The organism is Fibrobacter sp. UBA4297, assembly GCF_002394865.1.
GTDB lineage: Bacteria > Fibrobacterota > Fibrobacteria > Fibrobacterales > Fibrobacteraceae > Fibrobacter.
Genome location: NZ_DGUZ01000012.1, coordinates 31,336 through 55,728, shown reverse-complemented (window position 1 = coordinate 55,728; position 24,393 = coordinate 31,336). Strand labels below are relative to the sequence as shown.

The 24,393-nt window shown below is 45.5% G+C and carries 14 protein-coding genes; 10 read left to right on the top strand and 4 right to left on the bottom strand.

Features of this window, described 5'->3' with window-relative positions; genetic code table 11:
* The 7 genes from B3A20_RS06165 to B3A20_RS06135 all read left to right on the top strand — a co-directional run.
* Positions 1–2,493 (top strand): AMP-binding protein (locus B3A20_RS06165; protein ID WP_290762848.1); only part of this gene is annotated, 2,493 nt, incomplete at its 5' end.
* A gap of 118 nt (positions 2,494–2,611) precedes the next feature.
* On the top strand, positions 2,612–3,526 hold the full coding sequence (locus tag B3A20_RS06160; RefSeq protein WP_290762847.1) for a hypothetical protein: 915 nt from the start codon (positions 2,612–2,614) through the stop codon (positions 3,524–3,526).
* Between the two features lie 31 nt (positions 3,527–3,557).
* The gene (locus tag B3A20_RS06155) at positions 3,558–4,127 is read left to right on the top strand and encodes a hypothetical protein (protein WP_290762846.1); all 570 of its coding nucleotides are present in this window, start codon (positions 3,558–3,560) and stop codon (positions 4,125–4,127) included.
* An 87-nt stretch (positions 4,128–4,214) separates the two neighbouring features.
* A complete protein-coding gene (locus B3A20_RS06150) occupies positions 4,215–6,518 on the top strand; it encodes a DUF6055 domain-containing protein (protein WP_290762844.1) in 2,304 nt (767 codons plus the stop codon).
* A gap of 109 nt (positions 6,519–6,627) precedes the next feature.
* Positions 6,628–8,928: a hypothetical protein gene (locus B3A20_RS06145; protein WP_290762843.1), complete on the top strand. Its 2,301-nt coding sequence runs from the start codon at positions 6,628–6,630 to the stop codon at positions 8,926–8,928.
* Between the two features lie 122 nt (positions 8,929–9,050).
* Entirely contained in the window at positions 9,051–11,426 is a 2,376-nt protein-coding gene (locus tag B3A20_RS06140) for a hypothetical protein (RefSeq protein WP_290762842.1), read from the top strand.
* Positions 11,427–11,449: 23 nt separating this feature from the next.
* Complete coding sequence (locus B3A20_RS06135; RefSeq protein ID WP_290762840.1) at positions 11,450–13,108, top strand: hypothetical protein; 1,659 nt, start codon at positions 11,450–11,452, stop codon at positions 13,106–13,108.
* A 167-nt stretch (positions 13,109–13,275) separates the two neighbouring features.
* Here B3A20_RS06135 and B3A20_RS06130 read toward each other — a convergent pair whose 3' ends face one another.
* Entirely contained in the window at positions 13,276–14,655 is a 1,380-nt protein-coding gene (locus B3A20_RS06130) for a TrpB-like pyridoxal phosphate-dependent enzyme (RefSeq protein ID WP_290762838.1), read from the bottom strand.
* Between the two features lie 298 nt (positions 14,656–14,953).
* Between B3A20_RS06130 and B3A20_RS06125 the strand changes: the two genes are divergently transcribed.
* Positions 14,954–15,550: a hypothetical protein gene (locus B3A20_RS06125; RefSeq protein ID WP_290762836.1), complete on the top strand. Its 597-nt coding sequence runs from the start codon at positions 14,954–14,956 to the stop codon at positions 15,548–15,550.
* A gap of 75 nt (positions 15,551–15,625) precedes the next feature.
* Here B3A20_RS06125 and B3A20_RS06120 read toward each other — a convergent pair whose 3' ends face one another.
* A complete protein-coding gene (locus tag B3A20_RS06120; protein WP_290762834.1) occupies positions 15,626–17,422 on the bottom strand; it encodes a glycoside hydrolase family 43 protein in 1,797 nt (598 codons plus the stop codon).
* 210 nt (positions 17,423–17,632) lie between these two features.
* Between B3A20_RS06120 and B3A20_RS06115 the strand changes: the two genes are divergently transcribed.
* Complete coding sequence (locus tag B3A20_RS06115) at positions 17,633–18,739, top strand: HD-GYP domain-containing protein (protein ID WP_290762833.1); 1,107 nt, start codon at positions 17,633–17,635, stop codon at positions 18,737–18,739.
* 68 nt (positions 18,740–18,807) lie between these two features.
* On the top strand, positions 18,808–22,719 hold the full coding sequence (locus tag B3A20_RS06110) for a hybrid sensor histidine kinase/response regulator (RefSeq protein ID WP_290762831.1): 3,912 nt from the start codon (positions 18,808–18,810) through the stop codon (positions 22,717–22,719).
* A 41-nt stretch (positions 22,720–22,760) separates the two neighbouring features.
* Here B3A20_RS06110 and B3A20_RS06105 read toward each other — a convergent pair whose 3' ends face one another.
* Both B3A20_RS06105 and B3A20_RS06100 read right to left on the bottom strand, forming a co-directional pair.
* On the bottom strand, positions 22,761–22,997 hold the full coding sequence (locus B3A20_RS06105; protein ID WP_290762829.1) for a zinc ribbon domain-containing protein: 237 nt from the start codon (positions 22,995–22,997) through the stop codon (positions 22,761–22,763).
* A gap of 211 nt (positions 22,998–23,208) precedes the next feature.
* Entirely contained in the window at positions 23,209–24,210 is a 1,002-nt protein-coding gene (locus B3A20_RS06100) for a class II fructose-bisphosphate aldolase (protein WP_072828454.1), read from the bottom strand.
* Between the last annotated feature and the right edge of the window lie 183 nt (positions 24,211–24,393).

The window sequence follows — 24,393 nt, the reverse complement described above, 5'->3', positions numbered from 1 at the left end:
GTGCATCCGGTTGCACTCGTTGTGCTTTATTCCATGACTGGTTTCTTTGGCGGTCTCATCTTGGTGCCGGTGAATGCGCTTTTGCAGTATAACACGCGTCCGAACAACTCCGGTTCCGTGATTGCTCTTGCGAACTTGATCCAGGCTGTGGTGCTTGTGGCGTTCCTGTTCGTGTTCACGATGATGGTCCGCAACACCGATATCCGTCCGCAGAACTACTTCATTGGCCTTGCCGTGATTTCTGTGGGTGTTTTCGTCTGGTCAATTTCGAACTTGCCGCAGGCTATGCTCCGTACGCTTTTACGTTTTGTGTTTAGCCGCTATAGAATCCGCGTGTTGAACGTGCAGAACATCCCGAACGATGGTCCGATTCTCTTGGTCGGTAACCACCACAGCTTTATTGACTGGGCTATGGTGCAGATGGCTTCTCCGCGTCCGCTTTGTATTGCAAGTAACAAGGACCATTTCGACAAGTGGTATTTGCGCGCCGTGCTCAAACGCTTGGGTATGATCCGTATTGATAACCGCAATCCCAAGGTTGCGATGGATAAGATTCATGCCGCTCTCCTCGCTGGTAAGGCTGTCGTGATTTTCCCGTCGGGCGAAGTTTCCAAGTCTCCGCACGTGGAACCGTTTACGATTGACTATTCCTCCGCTGTCGATGGCACGAAGGCTCAGGTAATTCCGTTCTACATCCAGGGCTTGTGGGGTTCTAACTATAGCTATAGCTCCTCGAACATGTTCGGTGCTTCGGCTGAACGTTCTGTGACGGTTGCTTTTGGTGAAGCTCTCCCGGCGAACACGCCGCCCAACGAAATCCGCGCCATTATCCGCCGCATTTCTATTGACGCTTGGAACTACGCTGTTTCGTTTGTGCACCCGATTGCCGATAGCTGGATCCGCACTTACAAGAAGTACGTGAAGAATGGTCCTGCTATTTATAGCCCGGATGGCGCTCATTTCTCGGGTTACAAGCTGATGGGCGCTGTGATGGCTTTCCGCGGCTACCTCAAGAAGACGCTTGGCAAAAACGAACAGAACGTGGGTATTATGCTCCCGCCGAGCCCCGCAGGCGTAATTGTGAACCTCGCTCTTTGGGTGATTGGCAAGACGAATGTGAACTTGAACTACACGTCTTCTGTCGAAAACGTGAAGTTCTGCTGCGATCGCGCTGAATGCTCGACTGTGATTACGAGCCGCCAGTTTGTGCAAAAGCTGAAAGGCCGTGGCAACGATTACTCGCAGATTGCATCGGACAAGGTGCGCTTGCTCTATGCCGAAGATATCATGAAGGAAATCCCGAAGGCAAAGATTGCTGCTTTCCTTGTGCTTTGCATCCTCATGCCGAGCTGGCTTATTCGCCTTGTGTTTGTGAAACATCGCAACATGGACGACAATGCTGTGATTGTGTTTAGCTCTGGCTCTGAAGGTACGCCGAAGGGTGTGGAACTTACGCAGCGCAACTTGATGGGCAATATCCAGCAGCTTGCTTGCATTTTGAACGTGAGCCGTGGCGACGTGATGCTCTCGGAACTCCCGCTGTTCCATAGCTTTGGTCTTACGGTGACGACGCTCTTGAACCTCACGGAAGGCTGCCCGATTGTAGCTGTGGCTGACCCGACCGACGTGAAGACGATGTCTCGTGTTTGTGCTGAATTCCAGGTAACGTTCTTGGTGGCAACACCGACGTTCCTCCGAGCCTTTACGGTGAGCCGCTATGTGCACCCGTTGATGTTTAAGTCTGTGCGTATTATTATCGCTGGTGCCGAAGCGCTCCGCCCGGAACTTGCAACGGCGTTTCGCCTCAAGTTCGGTAAGGAAATTTACGAAGGTTACGGCTGTACGGAAACGGCTCCGGTGGCATCGGTCAATACTGAAAATACGTTGTTCGATGACTATACCACGTTGCAGGTGAACAACAAGCCGGGTACGGTGGGTCCTGCGCTCCCGGGTACGCAGTTCTTGATTGTCGATCCTGAAACAAACGAACCCCTCCCGACTGGTGAAGCGGGTATGATTCTCATTGGCGGTTGCCAGGTGATGAAGGGTTACCTCAAGGACGAAGACCGCACGAAGAGCGTGATTGTCCAGAAGGATGGCATTCGCTATTACCGCACGGGTGATAAGGGCTATCTCGATGAAGACGGCTTCCTTACGATTGTGGACCGCTACAGCCGCTTTGCAAAGCTTGGCGGTGAAATGATTAGCCTTGGCGCTGTCGAAAAGAAGATTCAGGATACGCCTGTTTTGCAGGGCTGTGATTACGTTGTTACTGCAATTCCGGATGCGACCAAGGGTGAAAAGATTGTTCTTTTGTACCAGGGCGAAAAGGATCCGAAGGACGTGCTCTCGGAATTGCGTGCAAGCGGCATGCCGCCTCTCATGCTCCCGTCCGCTGCGTTTAACGTAGACGTGATGCCGAAGCTTGGTTCTGGCAAGGCTGACTTTGTGACCGCAAAGAAGATGGCGAAGGAACTGGTGGAGAAGAAATAGGCGGCGGAGCCGTAGTTGCTAGTTATTAGTTGGTAGTTATTAGATTATAGTTTGGCGGCTATGCCGCGATTATTATGACTAATGACCATTGACTAATGACTAAAGACTAGGAGAACAAATGAAAAGCTTGACCCCTGTACGTACTGCACGTTTGATTGCATCGCTGATTGCGGTCTTTGGAATGTTCGTTTTTGCAGTCGAACGTGTGCTCACGAAAGTTTGCCTGATGGCAAAAGACGGCGTGCAGATGGGGCTTAACCGTTATTCGAATTCGTTCACAGGTCGTTTTGCGGCTGAGAATTTTTCGGATGACAAAAAACTTTTGGATGTTCTTCGTCAGGCAAAGGATTTATTGCCTACGGCTGATAATGCCTTGCTCGTGCTGTTCATCTTGAGCATTGTTCTTTTTATCATTGCCGCGTTTGGCCTTGCTTTCCCCAAGCAGTTCTGCCACATGCTCGTTGCAACGAAGCTCCTCAAGTGGCAAGACGGAATTGCTTTGCAGGACATGAAGCTCTCGGGTTCTCCGTCCGAGGGGCCGCGCGTTTCTGATAAACTTAAGGAACTTTGCGGAAAGATTGCAACTGCTGCGAAAAAGGTTCAGCCGAAGTACTGGATTTTTATTGGCTGTTCGCTTGCGTTTGTGCTTGTGCTCGTCTTTGGTGTGCGCGGTTGCTCAACGTCGAGCGTTTTCGGTGGATCGCAGGCGGTGTCCGAAGATTTGACCGGGCAGACTTTGTACTATATCCAGGCGCAAAAGTCTTTCTTTGCAAAGACAAACAAGGTGGGTGGGCCGAAATCGCTCCAGATGCCGGATTCTTTAGTGTCTGATTACTTTACGTATCGCATGACGGGCGGAAAGTTTACGGCGACGCTGAACAAAAACGTTAAGGATTGCCCTGCCGGTAGCCGTTGGTCGGTAAGTGCTTCTACCAAGGGCATTTTTACGGTGGATTTGGTGCTTTATCGCTCTGCGCCTAAAGACTCCAATTGCGTGTTTATCCAGCCGGAATTCAAGAAATTGGGCCGATAAGTTTCTGCATGGAATGGGGCCTAAATTTCGTATGATTCGTTTATTGCTTCTCTGCCTATTCTTGCTGGGGTGCTATTCGGCTCATACCGATTATATGTATGGGGATTTTCCCATTGACGATGAGGCGCGTGCAGACCTTGACGATGATTTCGCTCGGTATTTGAATTACTATTCGGAACTAGATTCGTCACAGGACGGTTATTACCTGGTTTATTCTCGTAATTGGGATGCTGTCGATGTAGGCAGTACGTTCCTCTTCTTTTACGATAATGGCGATTCCATAACGCTGTGCCCTTTTCGCCTTCGTTGTCAAAAGTATGAATTCAAGAAAGGAGACTTCCCGACGGAAGACCTTGAGAGAGCTCAACCCTTATTCCCAAAAGGGAGCGGCGATGTTGCCAGCAGGATATACGGCTATAAAAAGGATTCAGGGAAAAAGCGGTATTATAAGTTCTACCAGATGGATGCCTGCCATGGAGATTCCGCTTGCGCGGAAAAATGGAAAAATTCCATACAGGAAAATGCAGAGCAATACGATTTGAACGGCAGACTTCTAAAAAGTTTTGAGCAAATAGTATCAACCCTATATGAGGGTAAGTAGTTTCTTCACTCCTTTTTCCTTTTTTTCATAAAAAAGGATATATTACATTATATCCGGCATGGGTGTGCCGGATTCTTGGAGTGAATCATGAGATTGGACTATATGTTGGTTGGGATTGCGCTCGCGGCGATGGGGCCGAGCGCTTTTGCCGTTGAATGGGTCCCGCAGTGCGAAAGCAATGGCTTTACGCTGATTCGTTCTTCGGAACATTTTGAAGTTTGCAAAAAGCCGAAAGCCGATGATGGCTCTGTAAATAACGTTTCTATTGCGGTTTCCGATGCCGAAGGCGTGCTTCAATCGCTTGAAAAAGTGTATTCCTTTTACATTGATTCGCTCGGTTGGATGTTGCCGTTCCCGAAAAGCCCCGACAGAAAACTCAAGAGCAATATCTATGTGTTCGATAATTCCGTGATGGCGGCTCTTTATGGCGGTCAGGACTTTGTGAAGGACTTGAACGGCGAATATGGCCCGGGCATGTGGATTGGCGTGGGTTCGCTCAAGGATTATTGGGGAACTTCGCATGAATTCGCTCATGGCTTGCAGGGGGTTGCCGGTTGGCTCGGAAACAATAGCCACTCTGGCTGGATGGCGGAATCGCATGCAAACTGGATGGCACATCAGTACAATCCAAATGACGCTCATTGCTCGGAATATCTGATAAATTATCCGTATTTGTATTACGGTTCGACGCGTGACCGCTATTGCAACTGGCAATTCCTGGAACACTTGAAAGAAGAATTTGGAGGTGGCTACAAGGGAGTGCACGAAGTCAACCGCATCTGGATGGAATCGATTCGCGACGGGGAAGATGGCCGCATGGAACAGACTCCGTTTAGCGCGATGATGATGGTTTACGGCTGGTCGCTAGAACAGCTGAATGATCAGTTCGGCAAGTTTGCGATGAAGAACGCGACGCTTGAATACGCTCCGGCGAAAAAGAGTTTGTACAAAAAATTCTATGGCGATTATGAATTTAAGACGCGCCGCGATGCAAGCTGGGGCGACAATTACCGCAGGCACACGCGTGTGACAATGCTGAATAAGATGGATTGTGATGGTTCTGGTAATTTGGATGGGAACGTCGCGGGGGCCGAGAACTGCGCGAATCGTTACATTTCGCCCTCTTACTGGGCTCCGCAGCGCTGGGGCTACAACCTTGTACGCATTTATCCGGAAACGGCAGGGAAGGTGACGGTCAAGTTCCGTGGAATCGTGCAAGAGAAACCTACTGTAAGCGGGTATAAATGCTTTGGCGACAATATCGACTACTACAAAGGAAAAACGTACAATTGGTGTAATTACGCTCCGGACAAATTGCCGAATCCAGCTTCGGGTTGGACGGTTGGCTTGGTGGCGGAAGGTGCTGATGGTACGCCGCGATACAGCGAAATGAAGCACGGCACAGGATTCAATCTTGAAATCGAGACGAAGGCTAATGATAAGGCTTTGTGGCTCGCCGTAACGGCGACTCCGACCGAGATGCAGACGATTTTGTGGGACCAGTTCTATTACAGCATTGTGCGCTACCCGTACATGATTGAAGTCGTGAACGGCGCTCCCGAAGGCTACAACAAAGATTTCTGGAAACCCGCAAATGCAAGCGGCTACAAGCCTCATAGCAATGGGGGCGGCCTCGTGAGCAGTAAGGCAAAAGTTGCAGCTACGGCTTATGTGGGCCCCGATGCGGTTGTGAACGGTGGTACGGTTTCGGGGAATGCACGCATTGAAGATTTTGCCGTCGTGAATGGCGGAACGATTAGCGATAACGCCGTGGTTCGCGGGCGAGCGCTCGTGACTGCGGGAAACATCAGCGGCGATGCCGTGCTCGAAGATGATGCCTGGCTTGTGAGCGGAACGATTAGCGGCAAGGCTAAAGTTGGTGCGCTTTCGATTATCGTGAATACGACCGTGACCGACAACGCACAGGTCTATGGCGTGATGTGGGCGGTAAATGGCAAGAAACTTTCCGGCACGGCTCAGCTTCGTGGCGACCTCGAAAACAACTTCACGAAGGAACTTACGAAGGGCGTGTTCTACGGCATGGTCGATGACGGCATGCTGAACAATGCAAATTACGGTGCAAACCTCACGACGCCCCCGATCGATGCGACCGCAAGCATTGAAAATGCCAAGTGGTACGCTGTTGCGGATGATTCGATTGCTTCGGGCGATACGTCGACAACTGCTATTCATGTATTGCCACGCGAAGCCGATTTGATTTACTCGCACACAAGGCTCCAGGTTTTTGATCTCTCTGGCAAAAAGCTTGGTACGATTCTCTTGACGGATGATTTAAAATCTACCCTCGTGGCAGCCGGATTCAATAACGGTGTCTATATCGTCCGTAACCCGCATAGCAAGCGGTCGCTACGCATTCTCCTGAATCGCTGAAACTAAAATTTTACACCAGTCGATTATTTTAGACGCGAATTGCATTTGCTTTCGCGTCCTTTATTTTGCTATTTTATCCGTTAAGAATAAAAGTCATAAGGAAGGAATCATGAATACGACAACGCTTCTTGCACACCGCCTTTTGGGTGCGTTGGTCCTTGCACTTTGCTTTGGCAATGTGCATGCGCCCATGGCAAGACCCGATTTGGACCATTTCTATTCGTCCAGTAACCGCTATTTGTACACTCCGAAAATCGTCTGTTGCAAGAATAATGCGAAGTTCAACGATCCTTCGACAGCCTTGAAACTTGAAGTCGCCAGCGCGGATTCGAGCATTCCCCGATTTGATGAAAATTTTGAAATTCCGCATGTCGTAAGCGGTCATTCCTTGACGTTCTCCATTTACTCTTCTTATTTTGGGGGGCCTAGTGCAAATTTGAAAGTAGGCGATTATTGGTATAGTGTTTCTGAAATAATCGGTAAGGTCGATGCCGTGAGGACAAACATCATGCTTGCCATGAAGGGCAATATGAGAGAATTCAAGGACACGCTGTTGTTGGACTTGCCTGGCCTCAAAAAGACGATGGATTCCTTGAATTCGAAGATGGGTTCTCGACGGTATTCCGATTTCTTTTCGTCTATCAATCTCAACTTGATGCATGATGCCGATTCCAAGGTGGAGTCCATTGATCTCCTGACGCTGAAAGAAGATTCTTGCATGTCGAACACGTATGCCAAATTGTCGGGCATCGATTTCAATCTCAATACGGATAGCGTATATCTGGATTTGGGACCCCTGAAAAAAGATTCTCCCCTCAATGCTGTTGTTTCGTTCGATTTTAAAATTTCGAAATTCAAGGAGAATCCTGAACTGAATACAAATTTCAAGTCATTTGTCCTGGAAATGCCAGGATTGACGTCCGAGGATACGAAAGGCTGGCCGGCTCGGATCAAGGAAGGCTATTACAAGATTTTCCTGTCCAAGGATGGGGCGAAGGATAACCTGGAGTTGATAGATGAAATAGGGGAGGTGTATTTTTCGCTGAAGGGTTATTATTGGGCTTTGGACATTGTTGAAATCCCATTTCTTGAAAAAAAGGAATTCTCCTATGGAAAGAGTAAATACAGCATAAGGGAGATTGTCGAAAATCTCGATGAGTATCTCCACATTGTCGAATATGGCGTGGATTGTGCTATTGGCGATGACAACAAGATAAATCTCTCTGATGCAAAAAAAGTAATGGATAGCATTTTCGTGAAAAAAATTCCGTTGGGCGGAGTGTCCATATTGAACCGCACTCTACGGGATGTGCGGAAGGAGTATGACGAACGCGATTTTGTGAAGTTGTATGGAGATTCTTTGCAAGCTGTTACGGGGAGTGTCCCGTTGCATGAAGGGAAGAATTATATTGTTCTTAAAATTTCGCCCCAAAAGCTGATGTATCTCCCGAAATTCGATGTGGATATGAAAAATACACAGCGTTTTGAAGCCGAAGTCGATGTCTATGTTAAAATTCTGATTTATCTCGCGAAAGGGGGCACTCTAGTCTATGACGCTATAATTCTTGACAAGGTGGATTTGTCGTTGTCCAACCATGTTTATTCCATGGGGGTCGGAATGTTTGATACCAAGTTCGGAGATGGTCATGAGGAAAATTATGGAAAGCTCCGCTACAATGTAAGTATAAATGCGAAAGATGCAGATTCTGTGATGAGGGCTCATCCGTCTATGGTCGTGGATTTTGATTCCCTCTCGTTCAAGGTTGGCTATTCTGTTGTTTTGCCCATGAAGAACAAAGGCGGCAGGGAAAAGTTTACTTACGATTTTAACCGTGGCGAATGGAATGTACCCGCTCCTTTAAAACGTTTTGCCTCGTTTACTGGTGAAGATTTGCTAGCCCATGTCTATGCCGTCGAGAACGCCCTGCGTGAGTTGCGCAACCATGCGGAAGGTTCGGCGACGGCGGATTCCATTGGCGAGGCTGTCAAGATCGTTGCGGCGGTTGTCGGGAAAATGGATCGTGTCGTCTTCGTGGATACTACGAAATACAACAGCTACGGCCTTGTGAAAAACGTGGGTGCGAAGTACCGCAAGGTCTTTGGCGACGTGCAGGATTTTGCCGAAAAATTTAACAGTGCCTGGAAAAATGTCTTTGGAACCAAAGGCCTGTGCAAAATCGAATTTCTCGATGCCAAGAAAAAAGCGGTCGCTGCTGAACGGGACTTGTTCAAGGGGAAGGTCGCCTATGCAAAAATCTCGTTCGACCTGGACTTCGGATTGCGACCGGATTTCGGGCATGAGCTGGTAAAAATCCTGCGTAAACGTCTGGCGGAATTCCCGACAAAGGCTCAAGTCGCATTCTCCCGAGACGGAAAATTGACCATCGATTTACTGGTTGAATTTAAGTAAGAGACTGATGTAGAAAAGCCCCGGATTGGCCACAAGTTCTTTGGGAAAAGTAGTTATTTGCTTTTGTAAAATAATACGCTGTTTGCAGAAATGCGAACAGCGTTTTTTTATATATTGAGCGCATGATTTTTAGAAATTTCTTTATTCTGTTTGTGCTTGCGTTTGGCATTTGCAATGCGAGTTCTAGATTTTATACTGATTTTTCCTGGAGTTCATCAAAGTATGAACCGAAAATAGCTTGCTGTGGTAAAGGCTTGATGTATGATGATTCAGCTCCTATTGCCAAAGTCATTATCTCGGATAGTACTATTCCTGAATTAAACAGATATTTTGAAATTCCGTTTGTTACGAAAAAATTGAAAATTAATAGGTCTTTGTATAGTGCGCCTGAAGTTTTAAGAATTGTTGATATTGTCAGATCGGATATTATGCATGCTTTGCAAAACAACATAAGGGTACATAAAGATACTTTGCAAATGGATTGGGTTCATGTAAAACAAATCTTGTCATTGGATGATTTTTCAAAGTATTATATGAACGGTAGCTTGTGGGAGAATTTTTTCTCTTCCATAAATGTTAATCTGGTTAAGTGTAAAAATTCAAAAAGAGATTCGATTTTAGAAACTTTTAATATTCTTCCCTTGAATGGCCGAAGCCATATGATAAAAATCGTTGATGATAATTGGCAGAATGTTGTTGGCGATTCATTAAGCCTTGAATTTAAAATAAAGGCGGATAGTCAACTAGTTGATTTAGGCGCCATAAAAAAGAATTCTGAAATCACGGCTATAATATCGTTCGATTTGGAAATTTCAAAAAAAGATGATTCGATTTCTGTGGTGACGAATTTCAAATCGTTTGATATTGAATATCCTAGAATTACTGCGGAAATTACAAATGGATGGCCGCTTCATGTTAAAGATGAATGTCTAAAAGTCTCTATAACAAAGGATGGAGTGCAAGATAATTTAAAAATAGATGAAAGCTTGGATTATGTTGCTAGTATGACTGTGAATGGCGATGCAGGGATCCTTGAAGAGGTTGAGGTTCCTTTTTTGGATATGAAATCTTTTTCTGTTGGGGGTGCAAATTATAGCTTAAGAGAAATTGTGGACACTATAAAAAATTATGTAAAAATAATTGATAACGCTGCTTATGATGCATATGTTGAACCTGATATATTGGAATTGAGTAAAATGAAAGCCCCTTTAGATTGTGTAATTTATAAGACAATTCCTTTGGGAAATGTAGCTGTTTTAAATCATTCTCTTTACAAAGAAAAGGAAAAATATAGTGAAAAAGATTTTTTGAATTTGTATGGGAATTCAACTCCGGAGACTAATGGCAGTATTCGATTGCATAAGGATAGAAATGTTCTTGTTTATAGGTTTTCTCCTAAATCGATTAAAATTTTAAAGACTACGGATTTTGGCGTTTTCAAAGTTGATAGTTTTGATGTAGAACTCAATCTCTATTACAATCATGTTATTGAAATGAGTGATGAACCTTTTGGTTCTGAATATTTTTGCGTTGTATTTGGTTCTCTTACTCTTGATAGAATTGAAATAAATTTAACCGCTAAAAACCGAACTTATCATGATTATGATATTTTCCATCCGCATGGATTTGTTGATTATAAAGTATATTCAATGGATTTTGATGTTGGCATGTTTAAAGCCAAACTGAATATTGATTTTAAGAATAGAAATGAATTATTGCACTATAATGTGAGTATAGATCCAAAATCACTAGAATCGATAAAAAATGTTCGTTCTGTTTTATATTTGGAACCCGATTCTTTGACGCTTAAGACGGGGAATTTGATTGTAAAGACATTGAACAAAGATGAACTTAAGGATGGAATCCGGTATGATGCCAATCGCGATGAATGGATTTTGCCCAATTCCCTGAAACGTTTTGCGTCGTTTACCAGTGAAGATTTGCTTAAACATGTCTATGCTATTTCAAATTCTTTGCGCGAATTGCGAAACCATGTTGAAGGTTCTGCAAAGTCGGAATCTTCAAATGAATCCGGGAATGAAGTCTCGAAAGCTATCGAGGCGTTTGACCATGTTGTTTTCAATACAGACTCTGGACATGTTGTGAATGGTTTTGTGGATGAAAGTGGTCGATACCATCATCAAAAATTCCGTGTAAAACGGCGTGAAGCCCTTCTAGAATATGAGAACGGTAAGTACCATAAGCTTTTTTGTGATTTTTCTGACTTTGCAAGAAAGTTTAGTGGTGTGCATGGAGTGGAAGTCTTTTTCCTTGACGCTAATAAAAAGGAAATTCCTGTTGTCGATAATCGTCTTAATGGGAAAATTACCTATGTAAAAGTTGCCTTCAATTTGAATTTCAATTTGAGACCTGATTTTGCCCTTGAATTTGCTAAAATTCTGCGCTCGCGTTTAACCGACCTTCCGACGGAAAGTCGTGTTCAAGTTGATAAAAAATCAAATGTGCTATTTGAATTTGTTGCTGATTTACGGAAATAATTTTTTTATCTGCTGAAAAGATTATGAAATTTCTTGTGACTGTCTTGATTTTTTTTATGTTTAGCATTTGCAATGCAAGTAAAGTTGTTGAACATGCCGAAGAAAATGATGAACTATCTGTTGCATTTAAGCATAAAATCGCTTTAATGGATAGTGTTTTTGAAAATTCTTTTCCCAAGTTAAGTGCGGATTATGAAATTCCTTACATTGGGAAAACTCTAAAAATTGGTGGCCAAAGATTTACTGCATCAGAAATCATTGATTTTTCAAAAGAAGTTTCTGGAAAAATTCTACTTGCTTTGAGAAATCGTATAATGGCAAACGGATATACAGAAGACAGATACACTATTCAATATGATTCCGCTTGCGTGAAGAATGTTTTGGATTCTTTGAAAAAGACCGTGGATTTCAGAAAAGAACCCAAAAAAGAGGCTTTTTTATCGGCTTTAGAAATAAAAGATACGTTAATTTCGTGGTGCTATCGTAATTATTTAGAGAACCCTTTGGAAAATTTGGATTGCTCTATGGATGATGGCTATTTGATGATAGACTTTCTTTTGAAAACGGAAAAAAGAAAAATTGCTTTTAGCTTTAAAACTTTTGAAACTGAAGTAATTAATAAGATTTCTTTTGTTATTGAACGTTATTGGGATGACGAAAATCCCGTAGTGGTAACGAAGTTTAATTCCTTTACAATGGAAATGCCTGGAATAACATCCCAAAAAACGAAAAAGTTTGATTTGCCTATTCGTGTTAAAAAAGACGAATGTTTAAAAATTTCTATAACGAAAGAAGGATTTCGAGATAATGTTGAATTAGATAATTTTGTGAATCGTTATTATGATGGTGGATTGTCTTATTATGGAGATTATTTACAAGTATGGAATAAAACAACAATTCCTTTTTTTGATAAAAATTTTAATGGACTTGTCTTTTCTTGGAGTGGTCTGAATTTAAAAGATTTCATAGGTGTTGTAGATGATTATTGCAGTTTACTTCAATTTGTCTTAGATTATTCTATTAACGATGACTCTTATATCGATCTTGAAGGTGTAAGCAAATACCTCTATAATCTCAATGTTACAATTCCGCCAAACAGTTTGTGCTTGAAAATACTTGCTGATAAGGATGATAATTCCACGGACGAAAATTTTGTGAATTTATTAAAACCAGCTACACTATCAACCGTAAATTGGCTTCGCTTGCAAAAAGGTGAAAATATTTTTTTGTTCAAAATTTCACTAAAAATGCCTGACTATGCACAGAAGAGTAATCCTCTTCAGTTAAATGTCGCAAAACAAGAGGCTGAAATTAATGCCTATATCAAGTTTAAAGTGTATGTAACTAAAAATAGAAATGTTGTTTTGCTTGGTTCGTGGTTAGACGAGGTAGATTTGAGATGGCGTGCTGAAGTTCCTGAAATCAATCTTGGTTCGTATAAGGCGAAATTCGGAGGCGGCCCTAAAGAAAGAAACGGGATTTTGTATTATTGCCTAGTCATAAAACCGGATTCTAGTAATACGGTAGCAACACTTTATCCTTCGATTAAATTAAGTTATGACAAAGTCTCGCTAATGATGGGGGATTCCGTAATCAAGACGTTGAACCACCAAGATTATAAAGACGACTTTACTTTTGATATCTATCGCAAAGAATGGGTTATTCCAAGTTCGTTGAAGTGAAATAATAAAAAGCCTCGGATTAAATCCGAGGCTTTTAAACGATGTTAGGCGATTCCCGGTCCTTCAGCGGAGTTTACCCTGAGCTTGTCGAATGGGCTCAGGGCATTGCAGAGGCCGGAATGACGTTTTCGTTCGTCACCCTCGCACAGGCGAGGGTCTAGTTTCGTTTACACTTGCGGAAGCTTTGCAAGGCTCTTCGCGATGTCTTCATCCGTCGGGATGTAGTCGGCCATTTCGCCGTCGTTGAACTTCTGGTAAGCAACCATGTCGAAGTAACCCGTGCCGGTGAGACCGAATACGATGTTCTTGGCCTGACCGGATTCCTTGCACTTGAGAGCTTCGTCAATCGTTGCACGGATTGCGTGGCTGGATTCCGGAGCCGGGAGGATACCTTCGGTCTGGGCGAAGAGCTTTGCTGCTTCGAAAACCTTAGTTTGTTCGACAGACGTTGCTCGCATGAGACCCTGATCGTAAAGTTCAGAGAGAATGCTGCTCATGCCGTGATAGCGGAGACCGCCGGCGTGGTTTGCAGACGGGATGAAGCTAGAACCGAGCGTGTACATCTTGGCGAGCGGGCAAACTTTACCGGTATCGCAGAAGTCGTAGGCATACTTACCGCGAGTAAAGCTCGGGCAGCTTGCCGGTTCCACTGCAAGAATATCGTAGTCGGCTTCGCCACGGAGCTTTTCGCCAATGAACGGGCTCACGAGACCGCCGAGGTTAGAACCGCCGCCAGCGCAACCGATGATGAGGTCGGCCTTCACGCCGAGCTTGTCGAGAGCAGCCTTCGTTTCGAGACCGATCACAGACTGGTGGAGGAGCACCTGGTTCAGTACGGAACCGAGAACATAGCGGTAACCCGGCTGTTTGGTGGCTGCTTCCACAGCTTCAGAAATGGCGCAACCAAGGCTTCCGGTGGTGCCCGGAAATTCGGCGTTAATCTTTTTGCCGATTTCAGTTGTCATGGAAGGCGACGGGGTGACAGATGCACCGTAGGTGCGCATCACTTCACGGCGGAACGGCTTCTGTTCATAAGAAACCTTCACCATGTAAACCTGGCAGTCCAGTCCGAAGAATGCTGTGGACATCGAAAGGGCGGTGCCCCACTGGCCTGCACCCGTTTCTGTCGTCACGCCCTTGAGGCCCTGTTTCTTGGCGTAGTAGGCCTGAGCGATAGCGGAGTTGAGCTTGTGAGAACCCGAGGTGTTGTTGCCTTCGAACTTATAGTAGATGTGTGCCGGAGTGTCGAGTGCCTGTTCAAGGAAGTAGGCGCGAACGAGCGGAGAGGGGCGGTACATCTTGTAGAAAGTGCGGATTTCTTCCGGAATTTCGATGTAAGCGGTGTCGTTGTCGAGTTCCTGCTTGATGAGTTCGTCGCAGAATACCGGTTGCAGGTCTTCGAACGTGACCGGCTTGCCGGTTCCCGGATTCAGGAGCGGAGCGGGCTTCTTCTTCATGTCGGCACGGACGTTGTACCATGCCTTCGGGAGTTCGTCTTCTTTAAGATATGTCTTGACCGGACCTTCAATCTTGAGCGAGTTTCTCATCGTTATTCCTTTATTTTTTTGTGTAACAAAATCAATTTCTTTTTTACATAAAAAAGGACTCCGTTGAGGAGCCTGTTATTATGCATTCAATTTTAAACGCCAGACTCCATAACGCTTGGAATCTGCCACCACCAGAAGTTGATGCTTGTTACGATTTTCATGAACCGAAATATATTAAAACCAAGTAGTGACGACAACAGCATTTTTAAAAATGGCTCCATACTTTAATTATTTGCGTTGCAAAGAATGACTGATTTGAGTAACTTTTGCCAAAAACAATTAACAACGACTAACCCACATGCGTCTTTGGCTTTTTACTTGTCCTGATAATTTTGCATCTGAATATGACGACCTTGAAGAAATGTTTAGTCGAGGCTTGACTCGATTAATTCTAGACAAGCGTGGCCGTGGTGGCAATGCTCATGCAACATTCAACGATTATGATCGCTGGTTGCTTGGGCTCCCGATGGAATTGCGCGACCGCATTTGGGTACGCGGAACGCCTGACATGGCCGAAGAGCTCGATGTTCGCGGATGCGTCTGCGATGCGCAAAGTTTTATGGGCGAGGTCCCAGAAAGCTGGAAACGCATCAACTGTGTTGCGATTTGCAAAAATGTTAAAGAAGCTGAAGTGCTCCCAGAATGGGTGGCCGGCGTTTTGCTTGGTCCCGTCATGCATCCTTTGTCTGCAATTGAGCCTGTAGAAATCTTAGGAACATCTTTGAATGTACCGTCGAAGACTCCCGTTGTGCTGTGTGGTGGCGTCGATACGGATACGATTGACGAATTTAAGAAGTTGTCACCCGCGGGCGTCGCATCACTCGGTGGCGTCTGGAATTACGCTGACCCCGTGAATGCTTTTATAAAGCTTAATAGATTGGTCAATAGCATTTAGTCAATGGTCATTGGTTTCTGTTAGGCGACTCTACCGTGATTCTTTAACTAATGACTAATAACCAGTGACTAACGACTATTTTACTACGAACATTCCGTTACGCGGCTTGCCAGAAAGTCTGTTACCGAGCAAGTCAAAATAGATGGGATTGCGATTCAAATGTAAATCCTTGTGGCTTTTGCGGACCTGATTTCCAATTGCGGTCGTTACGGAATCTGGATTCTTGTACGGTTTATCCGGGTCATCGACGACAATCTTGATTTTCGTGACGCTCTTGCAGCCTGTTTCGTTGGTATAAGTCACGGTATAAATTCCGCTGTTGTCGCCATCTACATTTTTGAGGATGTTTTCTCGATTCGTAGACTTGAAGTTCTTGGGGCCTTCCCAGTTCCAATTTTTGCCGTCCCACGGGTGCGGACCAACAGTGATTGTCGCGCCCTTGTCGACCTTCAATTCTGTCGTTTCGTTCCATCCTCCTTCATCAACTTTGACGTAAGGAATGATTTTTGTGGCGCTGCACGGACCTACGACTTTTTTACCGTCGCAGACGCCGATGGAATCTGGAATGTCGATGACTTTCGGTTCGAAGCCTGAAGTGGGGAAGGCTTTCATGAGCGCCGCGGTTTCTTCGGCGGTAACCGGGAGGATTGTTCCATGACGGGGCGTGAAAGCTCCGCTAGTCTTGGTATTTTGCACGAACTTGAAGTTTTCCAAATCATTGCTACTCGTGAACTGGTAATGTCCGTTCACATAGCAATCGTACATCAGCACCCAGGAATTCTGGTTGATGAGCTTGAATACGCCTGCACCTTCGACGGCTTCGGTTGTCTGCTGGAGCGGCTTGCTCGGATTTCTCCAGGTGGGGGCCTTGGTGCCGTTTTCTGTTGTCAAATTTTGCGAAACGACCTTGCAGATGCCGCCATCGCCTTCGTTCTTGTAGAATCCGTGATAAAGCTTGTCAATTGGGTTATAGACGATGTCCATGTCGATGGTCGATTTTCCGCGGTCAAAGAAATGAATCGGGTCGCCTTCGAGGTCAGTAAAGTCTTCGTTTGTGTAATTGAAAAACACCTTGTCGTAAGGGATGGTGCCATCGTTGGTCAATAGCGAGTAATACACGAGCGGGCGGCCTTTGCTCCCGTCCTTGTTCACGTAGTTTTCATCCCAGAATGTTTCGGGCGCCCACACGCGGGTCACATTGGCGAAGTTCTTGCCTTTGTATTTGTCCGGAAAGTGCACTGTGCTGTGCTTCCAGTGGATGAGATCGCGGGACCTCATCAGCACCATGCCGCGGTTGCTGGACCAGCCTTCGGCGCTCTTCATGTCGGTATTCACCATGTAGAACCATCCGTCGGGAGCTCGCAGTACGTGTGGGTCGCGGAGCCCTTTCTTGATGCTCACTGTATCGGCAGCGACAACGCGGTTGCCGCCGTTCATTGCGGTAAAGTTATAGCCGTCGTTACTGAGCGCGTAGTAGATGTTTTCGTTGTTGTTTGCCGGAAAATACACAAAGAGGTAGTTGGAGTATGGCTCAAAGCCGTGGACGGACACCTTGAACAGTTTTTTCTCTGTCCGGTTATGCAAATCATCCGTAATACTTGCTGTAAGATCCACTACCTTATTTTCTCCGACAAAACGTCCATTGATATGCCCGTCGTGCCCTAAAAAAAGGGTATCGCTACTGGTCCAGGTAATCGGATATTTTTTGTCCGTTGTTACATAGGAAGGGAGCTTGAGGTCTTCGTAAAGGTCGTTTATTTGGTTGCCTAGCTTAATGCTGTCGTATGCGGCATAGAATGGGGTTACTTCGACAATCTCCTGCGCTTGAGCTCCTAGAGCTAACAGGGCTACCAGCGAAACAAATTTCTTCATAAAGTCTCCTTAGCAAGGAATAACGACCATTGACTAAAAACTATTGACTAATGACCATTTTAAATATACTTTCAGCCGTGATTAAAGTCACAAAACCAAGTGTTGGAACTCTTGAAAAATCGTCAATGGCAAAAATAAGTCTATTTTATGCTCTATGGTGGAATAAAATCAGTTGTAATATTTGGTTTTTTAAACGTATATTATAGCTATATGGAACTGCCTCGTTTAAAAATTTTAGTTGTCGATGACACCAAGACGAATATTGACGTCTTGGAAGGTATTTTATCGAATGATTATGATGTATGTGTCGCCCTCAACGGGAAAAAGGCTATTGAACTGACCGAAAAAATTCGGCCAGACTTGATTTTACTCGATGTAATGATGCCCGAAATGGATGGTTACGAGACATTGAGAATCATGCGCGAGAAGAATATCTTGCAAGGAATTCCGGTGATATTCTTAACTGCGAAAGCCGACAGCAAGAGTGAACAGACGGGGCTAGACCTTGGAGCGGTCGATTATATTACGAAGCCGTTTAATCCGGCGCTTGTGACGCTTCGCATCAAGAACCAGCTGCAGCTTAAGCAGCAACGAGACCTTTTGCAACGTCAAACTGACCATTTGCATGAACTAGTGGATGAGAAAACCGCCGATTTGCGTAAAACGCTCAAGGTCATGCTGACGAGTCTTGGTTCGCTTGCTGAATACCGCGACCCCGAAACGGGCGAACATATCAAGCGCACGCAAATCATTGTGCAACGCATCGCCGAAGAACTCCGCAAGAATCCAAAATTTAAAGGAACGATTACGCCGGAGTATATTGAAAATCTTGCGACGGCAGCCCCGCTTCACGACATCGGCAAGGTCGGTATCCACGACCGCATTTTGCGTAAACCAGGTTCTTTAACGCAGGATGAGCGCAAAATCATGATGCAGCACCCTCAAATGGGCTACGACGTCTTGCAGGAGGCGACCAAGGAATTGCACGACAGCCCGATGGTCCGTATCGCCGCTGAAATGGCTCTCGGCCACCACGAATACTGGAACGGGGAAGGTTACCCGAACCACAAAAAGGCAGACGACATTCCCATTGGCGCGCGTATCATGGCTGTCGCCGATGTTTACGACGCACTTGTATCCAAGCGCCCTTACAAGGAGCCGTACCCGCATCAAGTCGCCGTTGACGAAATTATCAGAGGCAGAGGCTCGCAGTTCGACCCGGATGTAGTCGATGCTTTCCTTTCTATTGCCGATGAACTTCCTGAAATCTACGAGCAGTTCAAAGACTCTTCTTCGTCCGAGGATTGTAAGGATTGACACCAAGTCCGCTAAATGAAAAAAAACGCCACCTTGGTTGGCGTATTTCGCTTGTTTACACGATACCGATGCTCGTCTTCACAGTCGTGCTGGTACTTGTGTTTTCGAACTTTCTGAAGTCAACATTAATATCGTCTTCATATAGTTCTTCCGAATCAAAATTCCAGGACAAGACCGTACAGGACCTGGAGCTGTTCTTCAGCAAATTTGAGAAGCAGTTCAAACCCCTCCCGCAGATTCTCCAGCATTCAAAGGAATCCGATATCAAGAAGGTGTTAAAGAAACACCTGCAGTCATCGCCATTTATTGTCGATGTTTATTACGGCTCCAAGAATGGAAAGTATATATCAGCAAGGGACTTTAAGCTAGAAGAAGGCAAGAAGGAGTTCCGAACAAGAACGTGGTATCTCGAAGCTTCAAGGCATAAGGGACTTGCCATTACGGGCCCGGAAATCAACGGAAATGCGAAAAAGCGCGTGCTCACTTATTCGTACCCGCTTTGGGACAAGAATCGTTCTTTTACTGGAGCGGTAGCTACAGATATTGACCTGCAGCGCGTTCGGCAACTGATGGGGGAATTTGCAAAAGCCGAGGGCGGAATCACGATGCTTGTGGGTTCGGAAAATGACAGCCTTTTCACGTATTTCCCTTACGAGACGAGCCTCCACAAAATCGTTGTCGATACGGTCGCTAAACTTTTGCATCTAGTGCAGGACGATATTCAATATGAAGATCTTGACCAAGAAAGCGTGACTCGTTACGAAAAGACTGATGTAGAAAATCGTAAGTTGATTTTCATGGTGATGCCGCTCAAGGATGTGCCTTTTTATGTTGTTCACGTTGTCCAAAAAAACAAGGTCGTCGCTAAAGTCCAGGAAAACTTGAATGCGATTATTGTTGTTGTGGCGCTTGTTGTCTTCGCGTTGATTTTTGTGACTTGGCTTATTGTGCGATTCCTTTTCAAGTTCTTTATTCAAAAAGACCTGAACGAAAGTGTTAGTTCCAGTACAATGTTTGAGACACTTTTGGGAAGTGATAACTTTAGGCTTATTCTTACGAACGACACGTTTGATATCCTCCATGCCAGTGCATACATTGCTGAATTCTTTAACAATGGTAACGATATCCGTGGTGAAATCCTTTGGAAATTCTTCCATTCCGAACAGTTTAAAAAATTTGTCTATAAGGTTTCGAAGGGCGGCAAAATGCACGCCAGCGAACGCCAAATTATCATTCCTGTTCGCAGTTGTATGGGCGAGGACGCCTGGTGGAAAGTGATTTTCCAGTTCCTTGTTGAAGACGATGGCTCGATTCGTTACCTGTTCCTCATTTCTGATGAAACAAGTGGCATCCAGAAAGATACGATTCTTGATACGATTATGCTTTCGGCGGGTAATTCCATCCTAGTGATTTTTGACAAGAACCGCAAAATCATGTATATGTCCAGGCAATTGGCGGATTACCTTGTTGTGGATTGGAAAGATGTTATTGGCCAACATCTCGATAATTTGCCCAAGTGTGGTTTCCACGAAGATGTCGTCGAATCGCTCAAAAAAGTTTTTGATGAACAGGGAGTCTGGAAAGATACGTTCAAGCTTCAGACGCTCAATACACACACGGACACTTGGTTCCGCGGCGAAGCCTGCACGCTTAAGGTTCAGGAATCAGTTGTCGGTTACATGCTTTCGATGATTGATATTTCAGAAGTCGTTGCCGCTCGTGAAATTGCAGAACACGCCACGCAGGCGAAGAGCGAATTCCTGGCGAACATGAGCCATGAAATCCGTACACCGATGAATGCTATTATTGGTATGGCTCATTTGTTGCAAGAAACGCAACTCGATGAACGTCAGCAAGGTTTTATTGAACGCATTAGCCATGCGGCGACATCTCTTTTGGGAATTATCAACAACATTCTCGACTTCTCGAAGATTGAAGCGAACAAGCAGGATCTAGAAATTACTCAGCTTGTATTGCAGGATATCATTGGCGAAGTGGCGGCTCTTGCCGAAGTGCGAATTGCCGGGAGACCGATTGAGTTGATTATTGATATCGACCCTGAAATTCCTGAAATCTTGATGGGCGATCCGCTGCGTCTTTCGCAGATTTTTACAAACTTGATTAACAACGCCACCAAATTTACAGAAAGTGGAAGCATCACTCTTAGGATTAAGCAAGAACAAGTTATAGGGAACAACGTAAAACTCTCGTTTAGCGTTATTGATACTGGAATCGGCATGACGGACGAGCAGTTGCACAACCTCTTTAATGCGTTTACTCAGGCGGATGGCTCAATTACACGCAAGTATGGCGGAACAGGGCTTGGGCTTGTGATTTCAAAATCACTTGTGGAACTCATGGGCGGTGAACTTGAAGTCGAAAGCGAATATGGTAAGGGTTCTAGATTCTTCTTTACAATAACGCTTGCTATGGCCCCGCAGACGACCGTTCCGAAGTGGAAGTCTGTTTCAACATTCCGTAACAAGAATGTGTTGCTAGTGGATGACTGCAGTGCACTTCGCGATGTGTTACGGCACTACTTGACAAAGCTTCGCTGCGTTGTTGAAGAAGCAGCCTCTGTTGATGAAGCGCTGGACCTGATTCAGGCGCATGAAGAAGCTGGGGAGACTCCCTACGATCTTTTCATTATCGATTACCAGATGCCTATTTTGAACGGATTTGACTTTGTACAGGGACTTCCTGCTAACATGAGAAAAATTCCGAAAGTTCTCATGCATCCCATTCACTTTGATGAGCGCAATTATCACGTTGCCGAAGAAATTGGCTACAACAGCTGCGTTGCAAAACCGCTACAGATAAGTTCTCTTCTTAGCGCCATGCAGGAAGCCGTTGATGAAAAACTCACATACCAAAAGGCTGTCAAAACAGAAAAGAACAAGATTTTCTTTAAAGAAGCGAAAATACTTCTTGTTGAAGACAATCAGATGAACCAGGAATTGACGGTTTCGCTTTTGAATAGCGTGGGCCTTGCGACGATGGTTGCTTCGAATGGTCAAGTGGCTCTTGACTTGCTTAAGAAAAATGCATTTGACTTGATTCTGATGGATATCCAAATGCCGGTCATGGATGGTCTTGAGGCGACACGGGCTATCCGCAACCGTTCCGATGAATATTTCAAGAATGTCCCGATTATTGCCATGAGTGCAAGAGCTTTTCAGAAAGACCGCGAAGACTGCATTCGTGCAGGAATGAATTCGTACATAGCAAAGCCGATTGATCCGAAACTCCTTTATGTGGAACTTTCCAAGTATTTGCAAGTTGCAGACAAGATGCCAATGGCGACCATTACGAACGAATCAGATTCCACTTCGGCAAATCCTGACGATAGTGTTGTTTCTTTGTTCCAGAAAGTTCGCAATTTTGATGCCGCTGCCGGACTGTATCATGCAAATGACAACAAGAATTTGTACTTTAAGATAATCCAGGGCTTTGTCCGTGACTATGGCAATGAAACGCAGAAGCTAAAGAAGGCTTTTGAACATGCTGACTTTGAGGAGTCTACACGCATTGTCCATACCATCAAGGGCCTTTGCGGAACGATTGGTTCGTATCATGTGCAGACACTGGGCGTGATGCTTGAAAATTCGCTCCTCAAGAAAGAGCTCAATTACACTGAGTTCCATGCGTTTGAAAGTGCTCTTGAAGACCTTATGGACGACCTTAAGATCGTGATGCAGAATATCGCTGCAGAACAGTCTAGTTCTGCTGTAGTTATCAAGCATGTGGATCCAGAAGCCGCAAACAAACTCAAACAGGCGATAGAAGAACTTAGGCCTGCAATTGAATCGTGTTCGTTGACTGCATGCAAGCGGATTCTTGAATCGCTTTATGAAATCTTGTTCACGCAGGAGCAAGAAGAAATACTACAGAAACTTCATAATCAAATTGACGATTACGATTTTACTGCCGCCGAAGAAACACTCAAGAGCCTGGAAGAAACGTTGTCGTCAAGCAATTAGAGAAGTCATGCTTGTTGAACGAGTTTCTCTATCTCATTTTGTCAGAAAATCATTGTTGCGATAAACGCAAGTGCAACGATGATGGCTGCAGTGATGGCGAGCGGGCTTGATTTTATCTTCTTTTCGCCGAATTCATTTTCGACAATTTCATCGTAGTCGGGGAGGTCGAGGTCGCTGTATTCAGCGCCTTCTTTCCAGCCTGTATTCTTGTCGCTCCCGCAGTGGGGGCAGAAGGTTGCGTTGTCTTTTAATTCGGAGTGGCAGTGAGGGCAAATCATAGTTTTAATATATAAAATAAAAACCGCCAGGCGATTTGCCTAGCGGTCTTTAAGCTTTTGCCTTTGGATCCTATCGGTCGCTGCGCGACCTCCAGGATGACTGATTACAGTTTGCCCGTGAGCAACAAAGCCCTCGGTATTAACCGAGGGCGTTTGCGAGAGTGAGCGCCTCTCACATATTTCTATGTGATTCTAGGCGCGAGCGGTCTCATTAGAGCTTGTCGTTGGAACCAAGAACGTCAACGATCTTGTGCATGTACATCTTCTTCATGTTTTCACGAGCCGGCTTGAGGTACTGGCGCGGGTCGAAGTGTTCCGGATGTTCGTCGAAATACTTACGGATAGCGGCAGTCATAGCGAGACGGCTGTCAGAGTCGATGTTGATCTTGCAGACAGCAGAGCGAGAAGCTTCGCGGAGCTGTTCTTCCGGAATACCGACTGCATCCGGGAGCTTGCCACCATGAGCGTTGATGGTGTCCACTTCGTCCTGCGGCACGGAAGAAGAACCGTGGAGCACGATCGGGAAGCCCGGGAGCTTCTTTTCGATGGCGTGGAGCACGTCGAATGCCAGAGGAGGTGGAACGAGCTTGCCAGTCTTCGGGTCGCGAGTGCACTGTTCCGGCTTGAACTTGTAAGCACCGTGGCTGGTACCGATGGAGATAGCGAGGGAGTCGCAGCCCGTACGGGTAGCGAAGTCGATCACTTCTTCCGGCTTGGTGTAGTGGGATTCTTCAGCCTGGACTTCGTCTTCAACACCGGCGAGAACACCGAGTTCAGCTTCGACGGTAACGTCGTGAGCGTGAGCGTATTCAACAACCTTCTTGGTGAGGGCGATGTTTTCTTCGTACGGAAGAGCAGAACCGTCGATCATCACGGAAGAGAAACCGTTGTCGATGCAGTCCTTGCAGAGTTCGAAAGAGTCACCGTGGTCGAGGTGGAGCACGATCTGCGGATTTGCGCAGCCGAGTTCCTTGGCGTATTCAACAGCACCCTGAGCCATGTAGCGGAGGATGGTGCCGTTAGCATAGTTACGAGCACCCTTAGAGACCTGCATGATCACCGGAGACTTGGTTTCAACGGCGGCCTGCACGATGGCCTGCATCTGTTCCATGGTGTTGAAGTTGAAAGCCGGGATAGCATAGCCACCCTTAACTGCCTTAGCAAACATTTCCTTGGTGTTAACCAAGCCGAGTTCCTTGTAAGAAACTGCCATTTGTTTTACCTCTTGTTTTGATTGGCGACTTGCGCCGCCGGTTTAAAAGTTACGTGCCTTAATTTAGAAAAAATAGGCTCGATTAAAAGGCATTTCTATCAAAAAGTTGATGAATTTTAGATCATTTGTCATGCCCGATTTAATCGGGCTCCTCCTTCTCGTATATAAAAGGAGATCCCCGCA